This is a genomic window from Sphingomonas sp. HT-1 (assembly GCF_048568905.1).
Lineage (GTDB): Bacteria > Pseudomonadota > Alphaproteobacteria > Sphingomonadales > Sphingomonadaceae > Sphingomonas.
This window is the reverse complement of the sequence record NZ_CP183770.1, coordinates 3,592,358-3,615,911: the sequence shown is the minus strand read 5'-3', so window position 1 is coordinate 3,615,911 and position 23,554 is coordinate 3,592,358. Positions and strand designations below refer to the sequence as shown.

General features: G+C 67.6%; 22 protein-coding genes and 1 tRNA gene. 11 read left to right on the top strand and 12 right to left on the bottom strand.

Annotation, left to right across the window (positions count from 1 at the left end):
* Positions 1-21 precede the first annotated feature (21 nt).
* From mmsB to ACNFJ7_RS17085, 5 genes are all read right to left on the bottom strand, one after another.
* Positions 22-897, bottom strand: a complete 876-nt coding sequence (gene mmsB / locus ACNFJ7_RS17105) for a 3-hydroxyisobutyrate dehydrogenase (RefSeq protein WP_026008962.1) — start codon at positions 895-897, stop codon at positions 22-24.
* A 133-nt stretch (positions 898-1,030) separates the two neighbouring features.
* Positions 1,031-1,807 (bottom strand): enoyl-CoA hydratase, encoded by a 777-nt coding sequence (locus tag ACNFJ7_RS17100; RefSeq protein ID WP_019368560.1) that lies wholly within the window; start codon positions 1,805-1,807, stop codon positions 1,031-1,033.
* A 12-nt stretch (positions 1,808-1,819) separates the two neighbouring features.
* The gene (locus tag ACNFJ7_RS17095; protein WP_019368559.1) at positions 1,820-2,857 is read right to left on the bottom strand and encodes an enoyl-CoA hydratase/isomerase family protein; all 1,038 of its coding nucleotides are present in this window, start codon (positions 2,855-2,857) and stop codon (positions 1,820-1,822) included.
* Entirely contained in the window at positions 2,854-3,999 is a 1,146-nt protein-coding gene (locus ACNFJ7_RS17090) for an acyl-CoA dehydrogenase family protein (protein ID WP_019368558.1), read from the bottom strand. Before ACNFJ7_RS17090 ends, ACNFJ7_RS17095 begins: the two co-directional genes overlap by 4 nt.
* Before the next feature lie 214 nt (positions 4,000-4,213).
* Positions 4,214-5,710, bottom strand: coding sequence for a CoA-acylating methylmalonate-semialdehyde dehydrogenase (locus ACNFJ7_RS17085; protein ID WP_019368557.1), 1,497 nt, complete (start codon positions 5,708-5,710; stop codon positions 4,214-4,216).
* Positions 5,711-5,832: 122 nt separating this feature from the next.
* On the opposite strand from ACNFJ7_RS17085, the gene ACNFJ7_RS17080 reads away from it, so the two are divergent.
* The gene (locus ACNFJ7_RS17080) at positions 5,833-6,729 is read left to right on the top strand and encodes a LysR family transcriptional regulator (protein WP_019368556.1); all 897 of its coding nucleotides are present in this window, start codon (positions 5,833-5,835) and stop codon (positions 6,727-6,729) included.
* A gap of 92 nt (positions 6,730-6,821) precedes the next feature.
* Here ACNFJ7_RS17080 and ACNFJ7_RS17075 read toward each other — a convergent pair.
* Together ACNFJ7_RS17075 and ACNFJ7_RS17070 are read right to left on the bottom strand one after the other, a co-directional pair.
* A tRNA-Ala gene (locus ACNFJ7_RS17075) sits at positions 6,822-6,897 on the bottom strand.
* An 84-nt stretch (positions 6,898-6,981) separates the two neighbouring features.
* Positions 6,982-7,308, bottom strand: a complete 327-nt coding sequence (locus ACNFJ7_RS17070; RefSeq protein WP_026008961.1) for a TIGR02300 family protein — start codon at positions 7,306-7,308, stop codon at positions 6,982-6,984.
* 106 nt (positions 7,309-7,414) lie between these two features.
* On the opposite strand from ACNFJ7_RS17070, the gene aroA reads away from it, so the two are divergent.
* Together aroA and cmk are read left to right on the top strand one after the other, a co-directional pair.
* Positions 7,415-8,740, top strand: coding sequence for a 3-phosphoshikimate 1-carboxyvinyltransferase (aroA, locus tag ACNFJ7_RS17065; RefSeq protein ID WP_026008960.1), 1,326 nt, complete (start codon positions 7,415-7,417; stop codon positions 8,738-8,740).
* 186 nt (positions 8,741-8,926) lie between these two features.
* Positions 8,927-9,556 carry a (d)CMP kinase gene (cmk, locus tag ACNFJ7_RS17060; protein WP_019368552.1) on the top strand — a complete coding sequence of 210 codons (630 nt, stop codon included), beginning with the start codon at positions 8,927-8,929 and terminating at the stop codon, positions 9,554-9,556.
* A 28-nt stretch (positions 9,557-9,584) separates the two neighbouring features.
* Here the strand turns inward: cmk and ACNFJ7_RS17055 are convergent, their stop codons facing one another.
* Entirely contained in the window at positions 9,585-11,228 is a 1,644-nt protein-coding gene (locus ACNFJ7_RS17055) for an alkaline phosphatase family protein (RefSeq protein ID WP_019368551.1), read from the bottom strand.
* A gap of 32 nt (positions 11,229-11,260) precedes the next feature.
* Between ACNFJ7_RS17055 and ACNFJ7_RS17050 the strand changes: the two genes are divergently transcribed.
* From ACNFJ7_RS17050 to ACNFJ7_RS17025, 6 genes are all read left to right on the top strand, one after another.
* Positions 11,261-13,336 carry a protein-disulfide reductase DsbD domain-containing protein gene (locus ACNFJ7_RS17050; protein WP_019368550.1) on the top strand — a complete coding sequence of 692 codons (2,076 nt, stop codon included), beginning with the start codon at positions 11,261-11,263 and terminating at the stop codon, positions 13,334-13,336.
* 112 nt (positions 13,337-13,448) lie between these two features.
* On the top strand, positions 13,449-14,885 hold the full coding sequence (locus ACNFJ7_RS17045; protein ID WP_019368549.1) for a circularly permuted type 2 ATP-grasp protein: 1,437 nt from the start codon (positions 13,449-13,451) through the stop codon (positions 14,883-14,885).
* 64 nt (positions 14,886-14,949) lie between these two features.
* Positions 14,950-15,885, top strand: coding sequence for an alpha-E domain-containing protein (locus ACNFJ7_RS17040; protein WP_026008958.1), 936 nt, complete (start codon positions 14,950-14,952; stop codon positions 15,883-15,885).
* Positions 15,885-16,694, top strand: a complete 810-nt coding sequence (locus tag ACNFJ7_RS17035) for a transglutaminase family protein (protein WP_019368547.1) — start codon at positions 15,885-15,887, stop codon at positions 16,692-16,694. The genes ACNFJ7_RS17040 and ACNFJ7_RS17035 overlap by 1 nt, the downstream gene beginning before the upstream one ends.
* A 128-nt stretch (positions 16,695-16,822) precedes the next feature.
* Positions 16,823-18,346 carry a fumarate hydratase gene (locus ACNFJ7_RS17030; protein WP_019368546.1) on the top strand — a complete coding sequence of 508 codons (1,524 nt, stop codon included), beginning with the start codon at positions 16,823-16,825 and terminating at the stop codon, positions 18,344-18,346.
* 4 nt (positions 18,347-18,350) lie between these two features.
* Entirely contained in the window at positions 18,351-18,749 is a 399-nt protein-coding gene (locus ACNFJ7_RS17025; RefSeq protein WP_019368545.1) for a DoxX family protein, read from the top strand.
* A 56-nt stretch (positions 18,750-18,805) separates the two neighbouring features.
* Here the strand turns inward: ACNFJ7_RS17025 and ACNFJ7_RS17020 are convergent, their stop codons facing one another.
* The 4 genes from ACNFJ7_RS17020 to ACNFJ7_RS17005 are packed head-to-tail and all read right to left on the bottom strand — an operon-like array spanning position 18,806 to position 20,806.
* Positions 18,806-19,183: a hypothetical protein gene (locus ACNFJ7_RS17020; RefSeq protein WP_026008957.1), complete on the bottom strand. Its 378-nt coding sequence runs from the start codon at positions 19,181-19,183 to the stop codon at positions 18,806-18,808.
* The gene (locus ACNFJ7_RS17015) at positions 19,125-19,598 is read right to left on the bottom strand and encodes a hypothetical protein (protein WP_019368543.1); all 474 of its coding nucleotides are present in this window, start codon (positions 19,596-19,598) and stop codon (positions 19,125-19,127) included. The genes ACNFJ7_RS17020 and ACNFJ7_RS17015 overlap by 59 nt, the downstream gene beginning before the upstream one ends.
* Before the next feature lie 42 nt (positions 19,599-19,640).
* A complete protein-coding gene (locus ACNFJ7_RS17010) occupies positions 19,641-20,141 on the bottom strand; it encodes a hypothetical protein (protein WP_019368542.1) in 501 nt (166 codons plus the stop codon).
* Positions 20,142-20,164: 23 nt separating this feature from the next.
* Complete coding sequence (locus tag ACNFJ7_RS17005; RefSeq protein ID WP_019368541.1) at positions 20,165-20,806, bottom strand: TetR/AcrR family transcriptional regulator; 642 nt, start codon at positions 20,804-20,806, stop codon at positions 20,165-20,167.
* Positions 20,807-20,896: 90 nt separating this feature from the next.
* Between ACNFJ7_RS17005 and ACNFJ7_RS17000 the strand changes: the two genes are divergently transcribed.
* Complete coding sequence (locus ACNFJ7_RS17000; RefSeq protein WP_152997717.1) at positions 20,897-22,363, top strand: efflux transporter outer membrane subunit; 1,467 nt, start codon at positions 20,897-20,899, stop codon at positions 22,361-22,363.
* Positions 22,356-23,549, top strand: coding sequence for an HlyD family efflux transporter periplasmic adaptor subunit (locus tag ACNFJ7_RS16995; RefSeq protein WP_082664390.1), 1,194 nt, complete (start codon positions 22,356-22,358; stop codon positions 23,547-23,549). The genes ACNFJ7_RS17000 and ACNFJ7_RS16995 overlap by 8 nt, the downstream gene beginning before the upstream one ends.
* The last annotated feature ends 5 nt before the right edge of the window (positions 23,550-23,554 follow it).

Below are 23,554 nucleotides of genomic sequence, written 5' to 3'. Positions count from 1 at the left end.
CACCTCTGCGGGCGCGCCGGATCAGCGCAGCGTCTTGATGATCCCGGAAAAGTCGAGACCGGCCCCCTCACCTTCGACGAAGGCGGCGTAGAGCTGCTGGGCGCGCTCGCCCATCGGCACCTGCGCGCCGACGCTCGCCGCCGCTTCCAGTGCCAGCTTGAGATCCTTGAGCATCAGCGGCGCGGCGAACCCGCCCTGATAGTCCCGGTCGGCAGGGGTTTCGGGTCCGACACCGGGGACCGGGCAATAGCTCGTCATCGACCAGCTCTGCCCCGAGGAGACCGAGGCAATGTCGAAGAAGCGCTGCTGGTCCAGACCCAGTTTCTCGGCCAGCGCAAAGGCCTCGCACGTCGCGACCATCGTCGCGCCGAGGATCATGTTGTTGCAAATCTTCGCCGCCTGGCCCGCCCCGCTGGCGCCGGCATGGATCACAGCCTTGCCCATGTCCTCGAGGAACGGCTCCGCCCGCTCGAACGCCGCGACTGCGCCGCCGACCATGAAGGTGAGCGTGCCGGCAGTCGCCGCGGCGATCCCGCCCGAGACCGGCGCATCGACCGCGAGCAGCCCGCGCTGAGTGGCGGCTTCGGCCACGCGGCGGGCGGTGGCGACGTCGATCGTCGAACAGTCGATCAGGATCGCGCCGGCATCGGCATGGTCGAGCAATGTCTCGGTGTAGAGCGCCTCCACATGGGCGCCGGCGGGCAGCATGGTGACGATCGCCTCGGCGCCGGCGATCGCCTCGGCGGCATCGGCGGCAGGCAGGCAGCCCGCCTTCTTCGCGCGCTCCAGCGCTTCCGGGGACAGATCGAAGGCGCGGACGTCGTGGCCGGCCTTGGCGAGGTTCGCCGCCATCCCGCCACCCATATTGCCCAGGCCGATGAATGCTACGCGTGCCATTCAGGTACTCCCCTCCCGCTTGGCGGAGGGGCTGGGGGTGGGCGCTCCCTCTCCACAAGCGATGGTGTCGCGGATGCCGGGGGCCCACCCCCCGGCCCCCTCCCGCACGCGGGAGGGGGAGTGGTTCAGTGACTCAACGCCCGGTCCAGTTCCCCGGGCGCTTCTCGACGAACGCCGTCATGCCTTCCTTCTGGTCCTCGGTGCCGAACAGCGCGTGGAACAGGCGGCGCTCGAACTGCACGCCTTGCGCCAGCGTTGTCTCGAACGCCACGTTGACCATTTCCTTGTTGGCCTTCACCGCCAGCGGGGGCATCGCGGCGATCGTCGCGGCGGTCTGCACCGCTTCCTCGACGAGCTCGGCGGCGGGCAGGATGCGGCTGACGAGGCCCGCGCGCTCGGCCTCGGCGGCGTCCATCATCCGGCCGGTGAGGCACATTTCCATCGCCTTGGCCTTGCCCACCGCGCGGGTCAGCCGCTGCGAGCCCCCCATGCCCGGCGACACGCCCAGCTTGATCTCGGGCTGGCCGAACTTGGCCGTGTCCGCGGCGAGGATAAAGTCGCACATCATCGCCACTTCACAGCCGCCGCCCAGCGCATAGCCGGCGACAGCCGCGATGATCGGCTTGCGGGTGCGGGTGAAGGCGTCCCAGCCGGCGAAGAAGTCGTGGCCGTACATGTCGGCGAAGCCTTGCGCCTGCATCTCCTTGATGTCGGCACCCGCCGCGAACGCCTTTTCGCTGCCGGTGAGCACCGCGCAGCCCCGGGTCGGATCCGCATCGAAGGCGCGCATTACGTCGAGCAGCTCGCTTAGCACCTGGCTGTTGAGCGCGTTGAGTGCCTTGGGCCGGTTGAGCGTGATCAGCGTGACGGCGCCGCGCTGTTCGACGAGGAGAGTTTCATAAGCGGACATGTTCTTCTCCGTTCAGGGCTTCCACGCCGACTCGGCCGGCATCGGCGCGAAGATGGCGTCGATCGCGGCGCTGTCCACCGCTTCCGGGGTAGAGGGAGACCAATGCGGGGCATTGTCCTTGTCGACGATCACGGCGCGCACGCCCTCGGCGAAATCGGGCAGGCGGCAGACGCGGGTGGCGACGGCATATTCCTGCGCCATTTCGGCGGCGAAATCGGGCATATTGCGGCCTTCGTGGACGATGCGCAGCGATACCTTGCACGCCTGCGGCGACTTGGTACGCAGCGTGGCCAGCGTCGCCGCAGCCCACTCGCTGTCCTCGGCTTCCAGCGCAGCGACGATGTCCTCGACGGTATCGCCAGCGAACAGCCGGTCGATATCCGCGTAGTGCGCCAGGATCTTGGCGATCGGCGGCTCGATCGAGAGATCGTCGAGGATCGCCAGCGCCTTGTCGGGCGCGGTGGTGATCTGCGCCTTGGCGGAGGCGAGCGCCTCGGCGGGGAGGTAGTGGGTGGCGAGGCCGAGCGCGAGACATTCGGCGCCGTCGAGCCGGTGGCCGGTCAGCGCCAGATACTCGCCCATCCGCCCGGGCAGCCGCGAAAGATACCAGCCGCCGCCAACGTCGGGGAACAGGCCGATGCCGGTCTCGGGCATGGCGAACTTGGTGTTCTCGGTTGCCACCCGGAACCGCGCCGGCTGCGAGATACCGACGCCGCCGCCCATCACGATACCGTCGGCGAAGGCGACGATTGGCTTGGAATAGGTGAACAGCCGGTGGTTGAGCCGGTATTCGGTGCGGAAGAAGTCGGCGGCTTCGGTGCCGTCGCTCGCGCCGCTCTCCGCGATCATGCGGATGTCGCCGCCGGCGCAGAAGCCGCGGCCCTCGGCATGGTCGAGGAGCACGATGTGGATGGCATCGTTATGCTCCCACGCGTCGAGCGCGTCGAGCATCGCCCGGCACATCCCGGTGTTGAGCGCATGCAGCGCCTTGGGGCGGTTGAGGCGGAGGCGGGCTGCCGCCCCGTCGATCTGCGTCAGGACGTCGCTCATTCGCGCACCAGATCCCGGCCGACGATCATCCGCATCACCTGATTGGTGCCCTCGAGGATCGAATGGACGCGCAGGTCGCGCCAGAAGCGTTCGATCGGATAGTCCATAAGGTACCCATAGCCGCCGTGCAGCTGCAGCGCGCGATCGACCACCGACGAGCCGGTGTCGGTCGCGAGCCGCTTGGCCATCGCGGCGAAGCGGGTCTTGTCGGGCGTGCCCGCGGTCACCTTGGCGGCGGCGAGGTAGAGCAGCGCGCGGGCGGCCTCCAGCTCGGTCGCCATGTCGGCGAGGGTGAACTGGGTGTTCTGGAAATCGGCGATCGCCTTGCCGAACTGCTTGCGCTCCTGGGTGTAGCGCACCGCCTCGTCGAGGCAGCGCTGCGCCCCGCCGAGCGAGCAGGCGCCGATGTTGAGCCGGCCGCCGTCCAGCCCCATCATCGCGATTCGGAAGCCCTCGCCCTCGGCACCGATCAGGTTCTCCACCGGCACGCGGACGTTATCGAGGATCACCTGCGCGGTCGGCTGCGAGTGCCAGCCGAGCTTGCGCTCCTGCGCGCCGAAGCTGACGCCGGGCATGTCCTTCTCGATCACCAGCGCGGAGATGCCCTTGGGCCCCTCCTCGCCGGTGCGGACCATGGTGAGGTAGAGGTCGTTTGCGCCGCCCCCGGAGATGAACTGCTTGGTGCCGGTGACGATGTAATGGTCGCCGTCGCGGACGGCCCGCGTCTTGAGCGCCGCCGCGTCCGAGCCCGAGCCGGGCTCGGTGAGGCAGTAGCTGGCCAGCCGGTCCATGGTGACCAGGCTGGGTAGATACTTGTCCTTGACCGTCTGGCTGCCGAAGCGGTCGATCATCCAGGCGGCCATGTTGTGGATCGAGATGAACGCGGATGTGGACGGGCAGCCATAGGCCATCGCCTCGAAGATCAGCGCGGATTCGAGCCGGCCGAGGCCGATGCCGCCCGATTCCTCCGAGACATAGATCGCCGCGAAGCCGAGCTCGGCGGCAGCCTTGATCGTCTCGCGCGGGAAGACGTGCTTCTCGTCCCACTCGGCGGCGTGCGGGGTGATCGCATCGGCGGTGAACTTCTGCGCCATCTCCTGGATCTGGCGCTGGTCGTCAGTGAGGTCGAACTGGTGGGTCATGGGTTCAGCCGTGTTGGATCGTGGAAATTCCTCCCCGGTACGGGGAGGGGAACCGCGCGGCACAGCCGCGTGGTGGAGGGGCCGCGCCGCAGGCGCGGGGAGCGTGGGGGCCGCAGGAACACCGCCGCGTGCGCGGCGGCCCCTCCACCAAGCCACGGCGTGGCTTGGTCCCCCTCCCCGTTCCGGGGAGGAATGAGGCCTGCCCGCACCACCCTCACCCCATGGTCGGGATGACGAAGGCGTTGCTGCCGTCGGGGGCGCCGTCGGGCCAGCGCTGGGTGACGGTCTTCACCTTGGTCCAGAACTTCACGCCTTCCATGCCGTGCTGGTTGGTATCGCCGAACGCCGAGCGCTTCCAGCCGCCGAAGCTGTGATAGGCCACCGGCACCGGGATCGGCACGTTGATGCCGACCATCCCCACATTCACCCGTGCCGCGAACTCGCGCGCGGCGTGGCCGTTGCGGGTGAAGATCGCGACGCCGTTTCCGTACTGGTGCTCGCTCGGCAGGCGCAGCGCCGTCTCGAAATCGGGCGCGCGGACGATCTGGAGCACCGGGCCGAAGATCTCCTCCTGGTAGCTCTTCATGTCCGGCGTCACGCGGTCGAACAGCGACGGGCCGATGAAGAAGCCCTGCTCATGGCCCTGCAACTGGAAGCCGCGGCCGTCGATCACCAGCTCGGCGCCTTCGTCGACGCCGGTCTGGATCCAGCCTTCCACACGCGCCTTGTGCGCCGCGTTGACCACCGGGCCGTACTGCGCCTCGGCATCGGTGGAGACGCCAACCCGCAAGGCCTCGATCGCTGGAATCAGCTTCTCGCGCAGGGCATCGGCCGTCTTGTCGCCGACGGGCACCACCACGGGGAGCGCCATGCAGCGTTCGCCCGCCGAGCCGAACGCCGCGCCGGACAGGTCGGCAACCACCTGGTCGAGATCGGCGTCGGGCATGACGATGCCGTGGTTCTTGGCGCCGCCCATCGCCTGGACGCGCTTCCCCGCCGCGACGCCGCGCTGGTAGACATAATGGGCGATGTCCGACGAGCCGACGAAGCTCACCGCGCCGATCGCCGGATGGTCGAGGATCGCGTCGACCATCTCCTTGTCGCCCTGCACCACCTGCAGTATGCCTTCGGGTGCGCCGGCCTCCAGCATCAGTTCGGCGAGGCGAACGGGCACGCTGGGATCGCGCTCGGACGGCTTGAGGATAAACGCATTGCCGCAGGCGATCGCCACCCCGAACATCCACATCGGGATCATCGCCGGGAAGTTGAACGGGGTGATGCCCGCGCCGATGCCGAGCGGCATCCGCATCGAATAGACGTCGATGCCCGGCCCGGCGCCCTGGGTGTATTCGCCCTTCAGCGCGTGGGGGATGCCGCAGGCGAACTCGATCACTTCGAGCCCGCGCTGGATGTCGCCCTTGGCGTCGGCGATCACCTTGCCGTGTTCGGCGGAGAGCAGATGCGCCAGCGCGTCCATGTTCGCCTCGACCAGTTCCTTGAAGCGGAACATCACGCGGGCGCGACGCTGCGGGTTGGTCGCGGCCCAGCCGGGCTGGGCGGCCTGGGCGGCGGCGACCGCGCGCTCGAGATCGGCGGCGGTGCCGAGCGCCACCTGCGCCTGCACGGCGCCACTATTGGGATCGAACACGTCCGAGCGACGACCCGCGCCGCCTCCCGCGTGGCCGACGATCACATGCTCTATCAAGCGCATATCAGGTTCCTCACTCTCCGAATTCCTTCGTTGGAGCACCCCAGTAGCGCAGGCAAGAGCACGAAGTTGCAGGTTGTAGCTGCAATTTTGCAGCACAGCCACTGCGCCGCTACAAGACGGGCATGAACTGGGACGACCTCCGCATCTTCCTCGCCGTGGCGCGCGCGCAACGGCTCAGCCGTGCGGCGGCGGCGCTGGACATGGACGCCACCACCGTCTCGCGTCGATTGCGCAAGCTGGAAAGTGCCCTTGCGCGGCGCCTGTTCGAACATGCCACCACCGGCCATACGCTGACCGAGGAAGGCCAGCAGTTGCTGGATCAGGTTGAGCGCATGGAAGCGGAGGCGCTCGGCATCGTGGGCATGGGAGCGAGCGGGACGGAACTGGCCGGCACCCTCCGGGTCAGCGCGTCCGAGGGATTCGGCACGCAGATCATCGCCCCGCGCCTGCATGCCTTCACGCGGCGATTTCCAAACATTCAGATCGATCTGATTGCATCCAGTGGGTTCCTCAGTCCCTCCCGGCGCGAAGTCGATGTCGCGGTGATGCTGGCGAGGCCCCGCGCGGGTGCGCTCGTCGCGCGCAAACTCACCGATTATGCGCTGGGGCTTTACGCGACGCCCGACTATCTCGCTGCCGCTCCGCCGCTGCAGCAGCCGGCGGACCTGCTTGGACATCGAATGACCGGTTATGTCGCCGATCAGATCTATGCGCCGGAACTGCGCTACCTGGCCGAAATCGACCGGCGCCTGGTGCCGCAGGTGCGCAGCACCAGCATCAACGCCCAGGCCGAAATGATCGCGCGAGGCCATGCCTGTGGCATCCTGCCCTGCTTCATCGGTGATGCGATGCCGGAACTGCGGCGCGTGCTGCGCGCGAGCATTGATATCCAGCGCAGCTTCTGGCTCGTGGTGCCCCGCGATCTGCGCGGGCTGCCGCGCATCGATCGGTTCCTCACATGGCTGGTGGAGGAGATGCGACCGCTGCACCACGTCATGCGCGGCACGCTGGACGAGTAGACGTCGAGTCGCTGAAGCTGGTCTAAAGAGGGCGGGCCGGCAGGGTTTCGTGCCCGGTTCCGCTACGCCCGGTACGGCCTAGCGAGAGGAAATGGTGGAGCCGAGGGGGATCGAACCCCTGACCTTCGCAATGCCATTGCGACGCTCTCCCAGCTGAGCTACGGCCCCATTCCCTCGGGAGGCGTGCCCTTTAGAAGGGGCTCGCCAGCTTGGCAAGGGCCGTTTTGTGCCCTTGCCAAACTTTTTTTCAACTCAGTTTTCGTCTTCGTCGCTGTTGGTCTCGACGCCCAAGTCGTCGTCGCCGCCCAGATCGACATCGTCGTCCGCCGAGGGCTCCTCGTCGTCCGCCGACAGATCCAGATCGTCGTCGCCCACCAGATCCGAATCTTCGGCCTCCGCCTTGTCCTTGTCGGCCTTGACGGCTTCGAACGGCAGCGGCTGCTTGGACTTTAGGATCGGCTCAGGCTCCCAGGCATAACCGCAGTTGATGCAGGTGACGGGCTCGTCCTTGGTCAGATCGTAAAAGCGCGTACCGCACTTCGGGCAGCTGCGCTTGGTGCCCCATTCCGGCTTCACCATGTGTTGCCTCTTCGCCTTTCGCTTGTTCGGATGTTCGGGATTTTGGTGATCCCGGAAAGTGGGGCGCGCCTTGCCATGGTGCAAGCCGCCTGTCAAAGCCGCGGCCATGTCGAATGCTCCTTCCCGCCCCTTAACCGCTTCCGCGCGCGGTCCGCTGCGCGGCACCGTCACCGTTCCCGGCGACAAGTCGATCAGCCACCGCGCCATCATGTTTTCGGCGCTGGCCGTGGGTGAAAGTCGCATCGAAGGCTTGCTGGAGGGCGAAGACGTGCTCGCAACCGCCGCCGCGATGCGGGCGATGGGCGCCACCGTCGAGCGTGGCGACGACGGCGTCTGGCGCGTGTACGGCGTAGGCGTGGGCGGGCTGCAACAGCCGGCGCAGGCGCTCGACATGGGCAATTCCGGCACTTCCACCCGGCTGCTGATGGGCCTGGTTTCGAGCCACCCGATCAGCGCCACCTTTGTCGGCGACGCCTCGCTCTCCGGCCGCCCGATGGGCCGGGTGATCGAACCGCTGGGCCAGATGGGCGCGGAGATCACTGCCAGCCCTGGCGGCCGCCTGCCGCTGATGGTGCGCGGCACGTGCCCGGCGGTGCCGATCACCTACACGCTGCCGGTCGCCTCCGCCCAGGTGAAGTCGGCGATTCTGCTCGCCGGGCTCAATACGCCGGGCATCACCCGCGTCATCGAACCCGTGCCTACCCGCGACCATAGCGAGCGGATGCTGCGCGGTTTCGGCGCGACGCTGACGGTGGAAGACAGCCCCGAGGGCAAGGTCATCGCGATCACCGGCGAGGCCGAACTACAGCCCCAGCACATCATTGTGCCTGGCGATCCCTCCTCCGCCGGCTTCTGGATGGTCGCAGCGTCCATCGTGCCGGGGTCGGACGTCACCATCGCCAATGTCTGCATGAACCCAACCCGCACGGGCCTGATCACCGCGCTGCGCCTGATGGGCGCCGACATCGCCGAGACCAACGCCCGGATTGTGGGCGGCGAACCGGTGGCCGATCTGGTGGTGCGCCACGCGCCGCTGAAGGCGATCGAGGTGCCCGCCGATCTGGCGCCGAGCATGATCGACGAATATCCGGTGCTGTTCGTCGCGGCAGCGCTGGCCGAAGGGCGCACCGTCGCCCGCGGCGCGCACGAACTGCGGGTGAAGGAATCGGATCGCATCGCCGCGATGCGTGCCGCGCTGACGGCGGCGGGCGTCGAGACCGAGGAATTCGAAGACGGGCTTGCCATCCATGGATCGGCCGGCGCCCCACTGCCGGGAGGCGGTGCGGTGGCGACGCTTCTCGATCATCGCATCGCGATGAGCATGACGGTGGCGTCGCTCGCCGCAGCCAAGCCGATCTCGATCGATGATGTCGCTCCGGTGGCGACCAGCTATCCGAACTTCTTCGCCACGCTGGACTCGCTGACCGGCTGATCGCATCTCCGGCTTGACTAGGCGCGGCATCGTCCCGATTCAGGTGGCCTGCCGCAATTTCTTGCAGGTCTGGCGCCGCCCGCCTGTTTCGCTTTCGATCAGGGTCTTCGTGTTCTTGCTTCCGCTGCCTTTCCTGCCGATCGCCACGCCGCACCGCCGGCGGACCTGCTCCGCCGGAGCCGTGGCATGATCATCGCCGTCGACGGCCCCGCCGCATCGGGCAAGGGCACCATCGCCCGCGCACTCGCACGGCATTACGGCCTGCCGCACCTCGACACCGGGTTGCTCTATCGTGCCGTGGCGGCGAGCGTGCTGCGCGAGGGGCTCGATCCCGAAAAGGAAGCCGATGCGGTTTCCGCCTGCAGCTTCGAAGACGCGCTGCTCGCCGATCCCTTGCTGCGCACCGACGACGTGGGCCAGGTCGCGTCGATCGTTTCCGCCCATCCGTTGGTGCGCGCCGCGCTGCTCGCCCGACAGAAAAAATTCGCCCGCCAGCCCGGCGGCGCGGTGCTGGACGGGCGGGACATCGGCACGGTGATCGCGCCGGATGCGGAGGTGAAGCTGTTCATCAAGGCAACGCCGACGATCCGCGCCCAGCGCCGTCATCTCGAACTTCGCAAGAACGGCATCAACAGCAGCCTGGATAAGGTGCTGGCGGACATTCGCGCCCGCGACGACCGCGATTCGCGCCGCAGCGAAGCGCCGCTTTCCCAAGCGGCCGACGCGGCGACGCTGGACACCAGCTTCCTATCGATCGACGCGGCCGTGCAGCGCGCGATCGAACTGGTCGAGCGCCGGCGGACCGCGCAGGGCTGAGCATCGCTCGCCTGCACGGCCGCGGAAGTTACTTGCAGCTGTCCCCCGGCCCCGCGTCCAGATCGAGGCAGCGTCCGTCGATTTCCACCGGCACCGGCACCTTGATCAGCGCCGCCAGCGTCGGTGCGATATCCACCGTTTCTACCGACAGCGGCTGTTCGAAGCCGGTCATGCCCTTGCGCCAGAACAGCATCGGCACGCGGCGATCATAATCCCAGAAGCTGCCATGCGTGGCGACATAGCCGCCCACCGGATCGAGGATCGGCGTCACGCGCGGCTTGAGCGCGACCACCAGATCCCCGGAACGCTGCGGATCATAGGAGGCTCGGGCGCGCTCCAGCAGGCTCCACGTCTCTGGAGGGGTATGGACGATCGGCGTGGCTTCGATCTGCGCGCGGGTGAACACCGCCTGCACCTGCGGATTCGCCGCATAGAGCTTCGCCGCCTCGGCTAGCACCGACGCCCGCTTCGCCTGCGGCACGGTGGGCGAGACGTAGACGTCCCCGCCGGGACCACCCACCAGCACCGCGCCGGTGAGGCCAAGCTTGGCGGCGAGGGCACGGCTGATCGTACCGACGGTGGCATCCGCAGTAAGGCGCTGCTCGGTCGGCGCGGCATGTTCGCGGTGGCGCTCGGGCAGGTCATGGCCGCCATGATCGGCGGTCAGCACCACCTGGTAGTCGACGCCGGTACGGTCCAGCGCCTCGAACAGCCGGCCCAGCGTCTGGTCGAGCGAGAGCAGCTGCAGGCACATTTCGCTGCCTTCGGTGCCGTAGCTATGGCCGACATAGTCGGTCGCCGACGCGCCCAGGATCAGCAGATCGCTATGCCCCTGCTGGCCCAGCTTCATGTCGGTGGCGAGCTTTGCGCCCAGCGCCAGCACCGCATCGTCGAATTCGGGCGAGGCCCGGAAAGCCTTGGCGTCGCCGGCGGCACGCGCGAAGCGGCCGTCGCCCACCGTCTTCGAGCCGCCCAGCGCGATCGCGCGCGATCGCGCCTGGCAGAAGGCGGGCAGGTTCAGCGCCGGCTGCGCCTCGGCAACGCGCGCAGCCGTCGCGGCGTTGATCCGAGTGACCGCATCGGGGGCGGTGCGGCCGGCATAGGAAACAAATGCCTTGCCGTCCCACCACCAGAGCTCGTCGACCTTGTGGCCGCCCATCATCACTGCGGCGCGATCCTTGCCGGCAACAGAGACGACGCGGGACTGTGGATCGGCCGACTTCATCCACTCGCCCAGCGTCGGCACCTTCAGATGCTTGTCGGACACCGTGTAATGTTCCGAATCGCTGCCGGGCACGCTCTCGTCCTCAGCGCAATAGACCCGCTTGTCGGCGCGCGGCGCGGCGAAATCGGTCCAGTCATTGGCGATGATGCCGGTGCGCGACGGATGATCGCCGGTCAGGATCGTCGAGTGGCCGGGGCAGGTCTCCGTCGCGGCGTGGCTCTGATAGCCGGCGGGGAAGACGGCCCCCGACATCAGCCGGGCGAAGCCGCCGGTGAACTGACCGCGATATTCGGCAAACAGGTCGGCCGAAAACTGGTCGACGGAAATCACCACCAGCAGCTTGGGCGGAGCCGCCGGCGCCGCAGCGGCGGGGGCCGCCTGCTGGGCAAAGGCAGGCGTGGCGGCAGCCAGCGCAAGCGCGGCGGCAAAGGGTGCAAACAGTTTCATCAAGGCCGGCTCCGGGCACGGTGGGAGGTTGGATGTACCCAGCTATTGTCGAACGCGGCGAACTGGGCAAGGACGGCGACATGGCCCAGCTTCGTTTCGCTTTGATGTCGCTCCTGCTACTCCTTGGCCACGCGGTGCCGGCAGCGGCGCAGGGCTTTGCCAAGGGCCCGCATGTTCGCAGCACGCTGGTGACAGAAGCGCCGCGCCCGAAACCCGGCAGCACGATCACGCTGGCGCTGATCTCCACTCCCGATCCGGGCTGGCACGCCTATTGGCAGAATCCGGGCGACGCCGGCCTGCCTGCCGAGGCGCAGTGGACGCTGCCTGCCGGCGCGCGTGCGGAAGCGTTCCGCTATCCCGTGCCGCAGCGGCTGCTCATCGCGGGCCTGATGAACTATGTCTATGAAGGCACCTTCGTCCGGCTGACCACCCTGCACATCCCGGCGGACGCGAAGGGCGTGCTGCCGGTAAAGCTGAAACTCGACTATCTCGTCTGCACCGATACGCTGTGCGTGCCGGAAAAGGCCGAGCTGGAAACCAGCCTCGTCATCGGGGACGGCGCGATCGACGCCGCGACCCGCGCGAAATTCGACGGCTGGCGGGCGAAGCTGCCCCGGCCGCTGAGCACGCCCGCGGCCTTCCGGGCAGAGGGCGGCGCTCTCCGGCTGGCGGTGCCCTACCCTGCCGACGCCGCGGCCAAGGACGTCTACTTCTACCCGCTGACCGCGAACGCGATCGACTATGCCGCACCGCAAAGCGTGACGCGCGACGGCGACCGGCTGGTGATTGAGACCAAAGCACGCACCGCACCGGCCAAGCTGGAGGGCGTGCTGGCGATCGACGGCCAGGGGCTGACCGTTACCGCCACGCCCGGCGCGGTACCGCCCGCCAAGCCCGCCAGCGCCGCGACGCCGTGGCTGGCCGCGATCGGCGCCTTCTTCGCGGCGGTGCTGGGCGGGCTGATCCTGAACGTCATGCCCTGCGTCTTCCCCATCCTCAGCCTCAAGGCACTGAGCCTCGCCAAGGCGAACAAGGACGGCGGCAGCCCGCGCACCGAGGCGCTCGCCTACACGGCAGGCGTGGTGCTGGTGTGCCTCGCGCTCGGCGGCCTGCTGCTCGGCCTCCGCGCGGCCGGGGCGACGGTGGGCTGGGCGTTCCAGTTGCAGGATCCCCGCGTTATCCTGGTGCTGCTGCTGCTCGTCACCGGGATCGCCTTCAACCTTGCCGGGTTGTTCGAAATCATGACGCCCGCCGTCGTCAACCGGGCCGCAAGCAAGGGCCATGGCGGAGCCTTCGCCACTGGTGCATTGGCGGCCTTCATCGCCACGCCGTGCACCGGGCCGTTCATGGCATCGGCACTGGGCGCGGCGCTGGTGCTGCCCTGGTTCGCGGGGCTGGCGATCTTCGGCGGGCTGGGCCTCGGCATCGCCCTGCCCTTCTTGGCTCTGGGCTTCGTCCCTGCTTTCCGCCGCGCGCTGCCCAGGCCGGGCCCGTGGATGGCGACGATGCGGCACATCCTCTCGGTTCCGATGTTCCTCACCGCGGTTGCGCTCGCCTGGGTGCTGGGCAAGCAGGCAGGGGTGGACGGCATGACGATCGGCCTCGCCGCCACGCTGCTGGCGACACTCGGCCTGTGGTGGGCGGGCGCGCGACAGGCCCGGGGACGCAGCCGCGCCTGGCTGCCCGCGCTGCCGCTGGTGCTGGTCGCGGTCGGCGGCATCGCGCTGGTCCGCCCCGCCGCCGCCGGCGGGCAACCCGCTGCGATAGCCGGCGCCGAGCCGTTCAGCGAGGCCCGCCTCACCGAGCTGCGCGCACAGGGCAAGCCAGTCTTTGCCTACTTCACTGCCGACTGGTGCCTCACCTGCAAGGTCAACGAAAAGGGTGTGATCGAAACCGCCGCGGTCGAGCGCGCGCTTGCCGATGGCAAGGTCGCGGTACTGGTGGGAGACTGGACCAACGGCGACGCCACGCTCGGCCGCTTCATCGAAGCGCACAATCGCGCCGGCGTGCCACTCTACCTCTGGTACAAGCCGCGCAAGGCTACGCCCGAGGTGCTGCCGCAGGTGCTGACACAGGATCTGCTGACCGGGTTGGCAAAGGGGCAGTAATCCTCCGCGTTTTCGAAAGAGGATCTCTGCTCCCTCCATTTCCCCGCTTGTGCGCCGCAACGAAGCATTGCAGCATGCATCCGAACGACGACACGAACGTTTGGGAGCTCTGATGGGATCAACGGGGGCGTTCGACGAGATTTGGGGGCATGGCGGGCCGGAACAACCGCGCGCGGAGTTCTCCGCTCTTTCGCGCTGGATCGCCGATACACCTGCGGACGAACTGCAACGGCGGCAGCAATCCGCCGAAGCCGCCTTCCGCCAGCTGGGCATCACCTTCGCCGTTTATGGCGACAGCGATGCTGCCGAACGCATCATCCCCTTCGATATCGTGCCCCGCATCTTCCTGCAGCACGAATGGGAAAAGCTGAGCGAAGGGCTGGTCCAGCGGGTCGAGGCGATCAACGCCTTTCTTGAGGACATTTACGGCGCGCGGCGCATCCTCGACGAAGGCATTATTCCGCCCGAGCTGATCCTGCGCAACGATCAGTTCCGCCCCGAAGTCGCCGGCATCCGCCCGCCGCACGGCGTTTGGGCGCATATCTGCGGAATCGATCTGGTGCGCACCGGGCCGGACGAATTCTATGTGCTGGAAGACAATGCCCGCACGCCTTCCGGCGTTTCCTACATGCTGGAAAATCGCGAGGCGATGATCCGGCTGTGTCCGGAGCTGTTCCGCGACTTCCGCGTGGCGCCGGTCGACAGCTATCCGGACATGCTGCTGGAAACGATGCGCTCGGTGGCGCCTTCCGGGCGGACGCGGCCGGTATGCGTCGTGCTGACGCCGGGCCATTTCAACTCGGCCTATTACGAACACAGCTTCCTTGCAGATTCGATGGGGGTCGAACTGGTCGAAGCCGCCGACCTGGTGGTGGACGACGACATCGTCTACATGGAGACGATCGCCGGCCGCGTGCGGGTGGACGTGATCTACCGCCGCATCGACGACGATTTCCTCGATCCTTTGGTCTTCCGGCCGGACTCGCTGCTTGGCGTGCCGGGGCTGATCGCCGCCTATCGCGCGGGCAATGTCGCGCTGCTCAACGCACCGGGCAATGGCATCGCCGACGACAAGGCGATCTACAGCTACATGCCGGAGATCGTCCGCTTCTATTCGGGCGGCGAGGCCAAGCTGCCCAATGTCGAGACCTGGCGCTGCCGCGAACCGCAGGCACTGAAATATGTGCTCGATCACCTGCCCGAGTTGGTGGTGAAGCTGGTCGACGGATCGGGTGGCTATGGCATGCTGGTCGGCCCCACCGCGACCAAGGAGCAGATCGAGACCTTCCGCGCTGCGCTGATCGCCGAGCCGCACCGTTACATCGCGCAGCCGACGCTGGCGCTCTCGACCGTGCCGACGCTGACCGAGAAGGGTCTTGCGCCGCGCCATGTCGATTTCCGTCCCTTCGTGCTGACCGGCAGCGACAAGGTGCGCGTGGTGCCGGGCGGCCTCACCCGCGTGGCGCTGCGCGAGGGATCGCTGGTGGTAAACTCCAGCCAGGGCGGCGGCACCAAGGACAGCTTCGTGCTGCTGGGAGACGCGGCATGAGGGACACCTTCTTCGATCCTTCCCGGCACGGGGAGGATCTGGTCCGGGAGCACCGTCTATGATGATGCTCTCCCGCACGGCCGCCGCGCTTTACTGGCTCGGCCGCTATGTCGAGCGCGCCGACTTCATCGCGCGGCTGGTGGAAGCAACGATCCGCCTCGACGCGCTCTCGGCCCGCCCTGCCGGCGAGGCCGCGTGGCTTAGCGCCCTCGCCGTCAGCTATACCGACGAGATCTTCGCCGCGACCGGCCATCCCGCCACGCAGGCGCATGTCGCGCGCTTCCTCACGCTCGACACCACCAATCCCGGCTCGATCATCCGTTGCCTGGAAATGGCGCGCAACAACGCCCGCGCCGTTCGTACGGCGCTCACCCGCGATGCATGGACTGCGATCAACCGCGCCTGGTGGCTGTTCGCCAACCGCGCCTCCACCGGCGGCGCAACCGAGACGTTAAGCCTGGTCGAGCAGATCAAGGGGGAGACGCGCGGGTTCGAAGGCGCGACGCACCGGATGATGCGCAACGAAGCGACGCTGCTGATCCAGCTCGGCGCCGCGATCGAGCGGGCCGACAACACCGCCCGGCTTGTCGACGTCAAATACCATCTGTTGCTGCCGGCAGGCGAGAGCGTCGGCGGCGCGGTGGATCGCGACCAGTGGACGACGATCCTCCAGACGGTCTCCGCCGTCACCGCCTATCGCTGGCTCTATTCCGAAGGGCTGCGGCCCGATAATGTCATCGATCTGCTGGTCAGCCGCGCGGAGCTGCCGCGCAGCCTGGCCGCCTGCGTTGAGGAAACGGTGGCACTGCTCAGCGCGCTGGCCAAGCGCACCGGCCTGCAGGGCGAGGCCGATCGCATGGCCCGCGCCCGCCTCGCCCGCGTCCAGAAGGCGCGAACGCCGGACATCATCGTCGGCGGCCTGCACGAATATCTGGAAACCTTCATCACCGAGAACGCGCTGCTAGACGGCGCGATCGCTCGCCAGTTCCGGTTCCTCTGATGCGCATCGCCGTCGAACACCGCTCCGTCTATCGCTTCACCCAGCCCCAGGCGCGGATCGTCCAGATGCTGCGACTCACCCCCTGCGACACCCAGCACCAGACGGTGGTGAGCTGGATGGTCGGCGTGGATTGCGACGCGCGGCTGCGCGATGCGGTGGATGGCTATGGCAATGCCGTGACCATGCTCTACGCCGAAGGGCCGATCGAGGCGATCGAGATCGCGGTGACGGGCGAAGTGCTGACCAGCGACAATGCCGGCATCGTGCGCGGTACTGCGGAGCCGCTGCCGCCGGCCCTGTACCTGCGCACCACCCAGCGCACGGCGCCGAGCGAGCGCCTCGCTGCTTTCGCTCAGGACGTGACGGGCAGCACGAACGACCCGATCGAACGGCTGCACCGCCTCAATCAGGCGCTGCATGCTCGCTTCCGCTGCGTGCCCGACGTGCCGGATACCGGGCTGACTGCCGCCGAGGCTTTTGCCGGCAAGGCGCAGGGATCGCGCGACATGGCGCAGATGTTCCTTGCCGCCGCGCGGACGTTCGACACCCCGGCCCGCTACGTCTCCGGCTATCGGCTGGACGACCTGGCGCAGTGCGCGCCGCACGGCTGGTGCGAAGCGTGGGTCGCGGGGCTCGGCTGGGTCGGGTTCGATCCCGTCACCGGCGCTTCGCCGGGCGATGGACATGTCCGCGTCGCGGTGGGTCTCGACGCAGACGGCGCTGCCGCCATCGCCGGCCGACGGATCGGCCAGGGCGAGGAGGAACTGGCGGTCGACGTGCAGGTCGACCGGCTGGGCAACGAGGAATAGCGGCCGCATCGTTGCCGATGCGCAACGCGTATCGCGCAATCACTCGCCCCCGCTGGCACGGCGTAAGAATGGCCTATAGAGGAACCACGAGCCCGTGCCCGGGCGCCCATTTTCTGCAGGCAGGATCCATGACCGTCCTCATCCAGGAAGCCGATCTGATCGAGAGCGTCGCCGACGCGCTCCAGTACATCTCCTATTATCACCCGATGGATTACATCCGCGCGCTGGGCGACGCCTATGAGGCCGAACAGTCCCCCGCCGCCAAGGACGCCATCGCCCAGATCCTGACCAATAGCCGCATGTGCGCGGAAGGGCATCGTCCGATCTGCCAGGATACCGGGATCGTCACGGTCTTCATCCAGTGGGGCCAGAAGTGCGTGCTGGATAGCGAACGCTCGCTGCAGGACGTCGTCGATGAAGGCGTGCGCCGCGCCTATCTCCACCCCGAGAACCGTCTGCGCGCCTCGATCCTGCGCGATCCGGCCTTTTCCCGCGTCAACACCAAGGACAATACCCCTTGCGTGCTCAACGTCGAGATGGTCCCCGGCGACCATGTCCATGTCGAGCTGGCGGCCAAGGGCGGCGGTTCAGAGAACAAGTCGAAGTTCGCGATGCTCAACCCGAGCGATTCGATCGTCGACTGGGTGCTCGAGATGGTCCCGAAAATGGGTGCCGGCTGGTGCCCGCCGGGCATGCTCGGCATCGGCATCGGCGGCACCGCCGAGAAGGCCGTGACGCTCGCCAAGAAGTCGCTGATGGGCGACATCGACATGGCGCAGCTCAAGCAGCGCGGGCCCCAGAACGATATCGAGCGGCTCCGCATCGAGATTTTCGACAAGGTCAACGCGCTCGGCATCGGTGCGCAGGGCCTGGGCGGGCTGGCGACGATCCTCGACGTGAAGATCCTCGACTATCCGACCCACGCGGCCTCCAAGCCGATCGCGATGATCCCGAACTGCGCTGCCACCCGGCACGCGCATTTCAGCCTCGACGGCAGCGGCCCGGTCTATCTCGATCCGCCGAGCCTCGACGAATGGCCGAAGGTGGAATGGACGCCGTCGAAGGAATCGATCCGCGTCGATCTCGACACGCTGACCCCCGAAGTGGTGGCGAGCTGGAAGCCGGGCGACCGCCTGCTGCTCAACGGCAAGATGCTCACCGGGCGCGACGCCGCGCACAAGCGCATCCAGGACATGCTGTCGCGCGGCGAGGAGCTGCCGGTCGATTTCAAGGGCCGGGTGATCTATTATGTCGGCCCGGTCGATCCGGTGCGCGACGAGGTGGTCGGTCCCGCCGGCCCCACCACCGCGACGCGGATGGACAAGTTCACCGAGATGATGCTCGCCCAGACCGGGCTGATCGCGATGGTCGGCAAGGCCGAGCGCGGTCCGGTGGCGATCGAGGCGATCCGCAACCACAAGGCCGCCTATCTGATGGCGGTCGGCGGTGCGGCCTATCTCGTCGCCCGTGCGATCAAGGGCGCGCGCGTCGTCGGCTTCGAGGATCTCGGCATGGAAGCGATCTACGAGTTCGACGTAAAGGACATGCCGGTCACCGTCGCGGTGGATGCGACCGGCGAGAGTGTCCACCACACCGGTCCGCTGGTGTGGCGCGAGAAGATCGCCAAGGAGCGGCTGCTCCAGACGGCCTGATCCTATGGGCCCGCCAGCAGAATCGCGCTTACGCCGTGGTGCGCGTCTGCTGCTGGCGGGCCTTTACCTGCTGGCGGGGGTGCTGCACCTGTGGGTGCCTCGGCCGTTTCTGCACATCACCCCCGCCTGGGTGCCCTATCCCGCTACCGTCATCCCGCTCACCGGGCTGTGCGAGATTGCCGGCGCTCTCGCCCTGCTCACGGTGAACTTCCGCAAGGCTGCCGGGGCGATGCTCGGGCTTTACGCGGTCTGCGTGTTCCCGGCGAACCTCCAGCATGCCGTGCAGGATCTGTCGACCGACACCGGACTGGGCTGGGCCTATCACGCCCCGCGCCTGTTCGCGCAGCCGTTGCTCTGTTGGTGGGCGCTATGGGCGGGCGGGTGGACGCGGCGGGGCAACTAAGCCTGCTGCATCGCGCTTGTCCGGCTAGCGCCTGTACGACGGTATCGAGACGCCCCTCATGCGCAGCCGATGGGCCCACCCGATCGCCAGTGCGGCTTGAGCTTGGCTTCGAAACGGCGCAGTTCCTCGTCCAGCACCGCCACCGTGGCGTCATCCTCTTCGGCAATGGCGAAGCGGATCCGATCGGAAAGCTCCGCAATGGCATATTGGGCATGCGCCAGCGCATTCGGCTCCCGATCGATGACGGACGTGGCATTGCTCGCCAGAGAGGCCAACAGGTCGAGATCGGTTGCGTCCACGGTTCGCGGCTTCTGATCGAGCAGGCACAGCGTGCCAAGCGCAAAGCCGTCGCTCGTGACCAGCGGCGCCAGGCCTTCAGCGAAGGCTCTTCTGCCCTGCATCGCGCCGTCGGCATTGCGCCAAAGCACCTTCATAGACGCCGCCAGCCAGCGCACCGCCGAACAGGTATAAGATCGTGGTGACGGTTTCGAACCGCGCCCCTGTCAGCCCGGCGGCGAAACCCCGCGAGAAGGCCAGCGGCACGACTGCCATCGTGACGAGGACCGCGAGCAGCCCGATGAGTATCGCGGCGGCAAAGCGCCCAGCGCCCGGAATCCTGGTGCGCGCCAGCAGCAACAGGCCGCCGAGCAGCAGGCCGCCGATCATCAGCTTGACAGCCGGTCCCACATCATCGGCGACTTTCCAGGTCGTGGCGGGCAGACGATCGAACCCGGTGCCGATCGCCGCCGCCGCCGGTGAAAGCCCCGCATAGGCAATGAACATGCTGGGGACAAACACGGCGACCGCCCAGGCGAGGATGAACGACGATAGAAAACAACGAAACGTCATCGGCTTCCCCTTATTGGATCCTGCCGTCGCAGCCGCAACGGCTCACGCCGGCAGGATGCGCACCCGCCGCTTGCCCCAGTAACTCAGATCGATCGAAAACCGCACCGGCGCGCCCTTGCGGGTCAGCACCATCTGATCGCCGCGGCTGCCGTCGCCGGTATAGCTATATGCCCAGCCCTGCTGCTTCAGCGCATCGCCCACCTTCAGCACCGCCGATTGGTCGCGATCGTGCCAGAAGGTGATCTGCCGGAAGCCACCGCTGCCATCGCCGCCCGCCAGGTCGAGCGCAGCTTCATACGGCCCCTGGCCCAGCAGCATCACGCCCGACCGGCGGCAGCGAAGATGCCCGCCGTCCATTCGGATGCAGTTGTCGAACCCCGCGCGCCTGGCGTCGGCAAGGCTGCCACGGACCGGCAGGTCGGCATAGATCAGGGTCGGCGGGGGCGGCGGGGCAGGCTCGGACGCACATCCGGAAACGAGCAGCGCCGCACCGGCCGCCACGGCGAACCAATACCGGCGATCCTCCCGAAACGGTTGCGACATTCCACACTCCCCTCGCCAGAAGCCTAGGGTGCGGCGGGCTCCGGTGCAAACGCCCGCAGGAAAAGATCGACATTATAGTCCGTCTCTTCCTCCAATTCGGCCTGGCTGAACTGGTGGCCCAGCATCGCACGCTGCTGCGCGCCCATGCACAGGCTGGTCAGTGCGAAGGCCGCGCGCAGCGGATCGGATTGCCGCAACTGCCCCTTTTGCATCGCATCTTGAAGGTGCGCCGCCAGCATTTCGCGGGTGCGCTGCGGTCCACGGCGGAAAAAGATCGCACCCATTTCCGGGGATCGCTCCACTTCGGCATGGATCACCCGGTGCAGCTGGATGGCGTCGCGCGACGTGATCTTGCGCAAAAGGCTGAGGGTGAATGCACACAGCGTCGCGCGCAGATCGTCCGATGGCACCAGCAGCTTCAGCACCTGCTCGCGATACTCGCGCGTGGCTTCGTCAACGCACGCGTCGAACAGTTCTTCCTTGGACGCGAAATAGCTCCACAAGGTGCCCTTGGACCCGCCAAGTTCGGCCGCGATGGCGGACATGGATACGGCCGCATAGCCCTGTTCCATGAAATGGCGCTTGGCGATCACCAGGATGGCCGCGCGCCGATCCTGCTTGCGCGACTCCCGCTTGCCAAGATGCTTTACCGATACGCTCTCCATAACCGTACTATAGGGTACGATTTTCTATTGACAATAGCGGACCCTCTCTCCATCTGGAACTCGTACCCAATAGTACGGTTTTCACGATCCATGATGAGTCGTTTCTCAACAAGGCCCTTGTTGCTGTCGGCGGTCGCCGCATCGGCGCTGGCCGCCTGCGCGCCCGTGCCTGATCTCGGCGCCCGGCCCGAAATACGCGCGGCGAACAGCTATGCGGCCGACGCGTCGCTGGGGGGCAATGCCCAGGCGCAGTGGCCTGTCACCACTTGGTGGACCGCCTATAACGATCCCCAGCTCAACGCATTGATGGACGAGGCCTTTCGCAGCGCACCGAATCTCGCCGCGGCTGCCGCCCGGCTGCGTTCGGCCCAGGCCTATGCGGTACAGGCTGGCGCTGCACGCCTGCCGCGCGTTGATGCCAGCGGCTCGGCGGCCGCCAATCGGATCGACACCGGTAGCAGCTTGCCGATCGACATCCCCTCGAATGTCCAGACCATCGGCTATGGCACGCTGAACCTGGCGTTCGATCTTGACCTGTGGGGCAAGAGCCGCGCGCAACTCGCAGCCGCCACCTCGGAAGCAGAGGCGGCACGGCTGGAGCTGGAACAGGCGCGGCTCGCCCTCTCCACGAACATCGCCGCCGCCTATGCGGATCTCGCTCGCCTCGCCGCCGACCGCCGGGTGCAGGAACGTGCGCTGGAGGTTCGCCTCGCGACACAGAAGCTCGTCACCGACCGGGTGACCAACGGGCTCGAGACCCGCGCCGAAGAAAAGCAGGCCGCCGCCGCCGTCCCCGCTGCTCGCGCACAGCTGGCTGCGATCGACGAGGAGATCGGCCTCACCCGCAACCGCATTGCCGCATTGCTGGGCCAGGGCCCCGATCGCGGGCTGAGCATCGCCCTGCCCGCCGCTCCGACTGCAGCGCGCGGCATCCCCGCCGATGTGACGACCGATCTTATCGGCCGCCGCCCCGACATCGCGGCCGCCCGTGCCCGCGTCGAAGCCGCCGCCAGCCGGATCAAGGTCGCCCGCGCCAACTTCTACCCGTCGATCCGCCTCAGCGCGCTTGCCGGCTATGGCGCGCTGGGACTGGATACGTTGGTCAAGGGCGAGGGCGCTTCGGTGCTCCAGGCAGGCCCGGCCATCAGCCTTCCGATCTTTCACGGGGGGGAGCTGCGCGGCCAATATGCCGGCGCACGCGCTACCTTTGACGAGGCGGTGGCCAATTACGACAACAGCGTCACCACGGCATATCACGACGTGGCCGACGCGGTGACGAGCCAGAAGGCGCTGGCCACACGCTTGTCCCAGAGCCGCCAGGCGCTGGAAGATTCCGAACAGGCCTATTCGATCGCCCAGCAACGCTATCAAGGCGGGCTGTCGCGTTTCCTGGATGTTCTGACCGCCGAGGAGAGGGTGTTGCAGAACCGCCAGATCGTCGCAGAACTGGAAGCACGCGCGTTCACGCTCGATATCCAGCTCGTCCGCGCGCTCGGCGGAGGCTTTTCCACCAACAACGCGGCGGTTGCCGCTTCCGAGGTCAAGACCAATGGCTGACGCAGAACCCGCCATCCACTCCGCCCGCGCAGACGCCGATCGCACCGCGACACCTGCCCCCGCCATGCCCGCGGCAGACGTTGAAGATACCCGCCGCTCCTCGCTGCGTAAGCGGCTGATGCTGGGCATCGGCGGCCTCGTGCTGCTGGGCGGGGTCGGCTATGGCGGCTATTACGCGTTGGTCGGCAGCCATTATGTCAGCACCGACAACGCCTATGTCGGCGCGGACAGCGCGAGCATCACGCCGATGACCGGCGGCCAGGTGCTCCGCGTCGCGGTTGCCGACACGCAGGCGGTGCGCAAGGGCGACATGCTCGTCCAGATCGACGACAGCGATGCCCGTATCGCCCTCGCCCAGGCCGAGGCCGATCTCGCCCGCGCCACTCGTCAGTTCGGCCAAACCTCCGCGACGAGCGAAGCGCTCGCGGCGCAGGTTCAGGCGCGGGAAGCGGATATCGCCCGTGCACGCGCACAGGTAACGGCCGCCCAGGCCGATTTCGAAAAGGCTCGCATCGATCTCCAGCGTCGCCAGCGGCTTGCCCCCAATGGCGCTGTTTCGGGTGAGGAGCTGACGTCCGCGACCAACGCATTCGCCGCCGCCCGCGCCAATCTCGAACTCGCGCGGGCCGGCCTCGCGCAAGCCAATTCGACCCGGGTTGCGGCCAGCGGGCAGCTGGCGGCGAACGACGCCCTGGTGCGCGGCACCAACGCCAACACCGCACCCGAAGTGCTCGCCGCACGCGCCAAGGTGGAACAGGCCAAGCTGGACCTGAGCCGCACCGTCATCCGTGCGCCGTTCGACGGTGTGGTCACGCGCCGCAACGTGCAGGTCGGCCAGCGCGTGGCTCCCGGCGCGCAGCTGATGCTGATCGTGCCGCTCAACCAGCTCTATGTCGACGCCAACTTCAAGGAAGGCCAGCTGGCCCGCGTGAAGGTCGGTCAGCCGGTCGAGTTGACGTCGGACCTCTATGGCGGCGACGTCACCTATCACGGCCGCGTGGTCGGCTTCTCGGGCGGTACCGGCTCGTCCTTCGCACTGATCCCGGCGCAGAACGCGACCGGCAACTGGATCAAGGTGGTCCAGCGCCTGCCGGTGCGCGTTGCGCTCGATCCGAAGGAACTGCAGGCGCATCCGCTGCGCGTCGGCCTGTCGATGGACGCCGAGATCGATACCTCGGCCAAGTAAGGATT

What these genes read in the sequence shown, in the direction of transcription:
- ACNFJ7_RS17085 (WP_019368557.1), bottom strand. Translation starts at nt 5,710, where the DNA reads ATGCGCTTGATAGAGCATGTGATCGTCGGCCACGCGGGAGGCGGCGCG.
- ACNFJ7_RS17025 (WP_019368545.1), top strand. Translation starts at nt 18,351, where the DNA reads ATGGGCCCGCCAGCAGAATCGCGCTTACGCCGTGGTGCGCGTCTGCTG.
- ACNFJ7_RS17000 (WP_152997717.1), top strand. Translation starts at nt 20,897, where the DNA reads ATGATGAGTCGTTTCTCAACAAGGCCCTTGTTGCTGTCGGCGGTCGCC.
- cmk (WP_019368552.1), top strand. Translation starts at nt 8,927, where the DNA reads ATGATCATCGCCGTCGACGGCCCCGCCGCATCGGGCAAGGGCACCATC.
- mmsB (WP_026008962.1), bottom strand. Translation starts at nt 897, where the DNA reads ATGGCACGCGTAGCATTCATCGGCCTGGGCAATATGGGTGGCGGGATG.
- ACNFJ7_RS17035 (WP_019368547.1), top strand. Translation starts at nt 15,885, where the DNA reads ATGCGCATCGCCGTCGAACACCGCTCCGTCTATCGCTTCACCCAGCCC.
- ACNFJ7_RS16995 (WP_082664390.1), top strand. Translation starts at nt 22,356, where the DNA reads ATGGCTGACGCAGAACCCGCCATCCACTCCGCCCGCGCAGACGCCGAT.
- ACNFJ7_RS17070 (WP_026008961.1), bottom strand. Translation starts at nt 7,308, where the DNA reads ATGGTGAAGCCGGAATGGGGCACCAAGCGCAGCTGCCCGAAGTGCGGT.
- ACNFJ7_RS17050 (WP_019368550.1), top strand. Translation starts at nt 11,261, where the DNA reads ATGTACCCAGCTATTGTCGAACGCGGCGAACTGGGCAAGGACGGCGAC.
- ACNFJ7_RS17080 (WP_019368556.1), top strand. Translation starts at nt 5,833, where the DNA reads ATGAACTGGGACGACCTCCGCATCTTCCTCGCCGTGGCGCGCGCGCAA.
- ACNFJ7_RS17005 (WP_019368541.1), bottom strand. Translation starts at nt 20,806, where the DNA reads ATGGAGAGCGTATCGGTAAAGCATCTTGGCAAGCGGGAGTCGCGCAAG.
- ACNFJ7_RS17020 (WP_026008957.1), bottom strand. Translation starts at nt 19,183, where the DNA reads ATGAAGGTGCTTTGGCGCAATGCCGACGGCGCGATGCAGGGCAGAAGA.
- ACNFJ7_RS17040 (WP_026008958.1), top strand. Translation starts at nt 14,950, where the DNA reads ATGCTCTCCCGCACGGCCGCCGCGCTTTACTGGCTCGGCCGCTATGTC.
- ACNFJ7_RS17045 (WP_019368549.1), top strand. Translation starts at nt 13,449, where the DNA reads ATGGGATCAACGGGGGCGTTCGACGAGATTTGGGGGCATGGCGGGCCG.
- ACNFJ7_RS17010 (WP_019368542.1), bottom strand. Translation starts at nt 20,141, where the DNA reads ATGTCGCAACCGTTTCGGGAGGATCGCCGGTATTGGTTCGCCGTGGCG.
- ACNFJ7_RS17090 (WP_019368558.1), bottom strand. Translation starts at nt 3,999, where the DNA reads ATGACCCACCAGTTCGACCTCACTGACGACCAGCGCCAGATCCAGGAG.
- ACNFJ7_RS17100 (WP_019368560.1), bottom strand. Translation starts at nt 1,807, where the DNA reads ATGTCCGCTTATGAAACTCTCCTCGTCGAACAGCGCGGCGCCGTCACG.
- ACNFJ7_RS17015 (WP_019368543.1), bottom strand. Translation starts at nt 19,598, where the DNA reads ATGACGTTTCGTTGTTTTCTATCGTCGTTCATCCTCGCCTGGGCGGTC.
- aroA (WP_026008960.1), top strand. Translation starts at nt 7,415, where the DNA reads ATGTCGAATGCTCCTTCCCGCCCCTTAACCGCTTCCGCGCGCGGTCCG.
- ACNFJ7_RS17095 (WP_019368559.1), bottom strand. Translation starts at nt 2,857, where the DNA reads ATGAGCGACGTCCTGACGCAGATCGACGGGGCGGCAGCCCGCCTCCGC.
- ACNFJ7_RS17030 (WP_019368546.1), top strand. Translation starts at nt 16,823, where the DNA reads ATGACCGTCCTCATCCAGGAAGCCGATCTGATCGAGAGCGTCGCCGAC.
- ACNFJ7_RS17055 (WP_019368551.1), bottom strand. Translation starts at nt 11,228, where the DNA reads ATGAAACTGTTTGCACCCTTTGCCGCCGCGCTTGCGCTGGCTGCCGCC.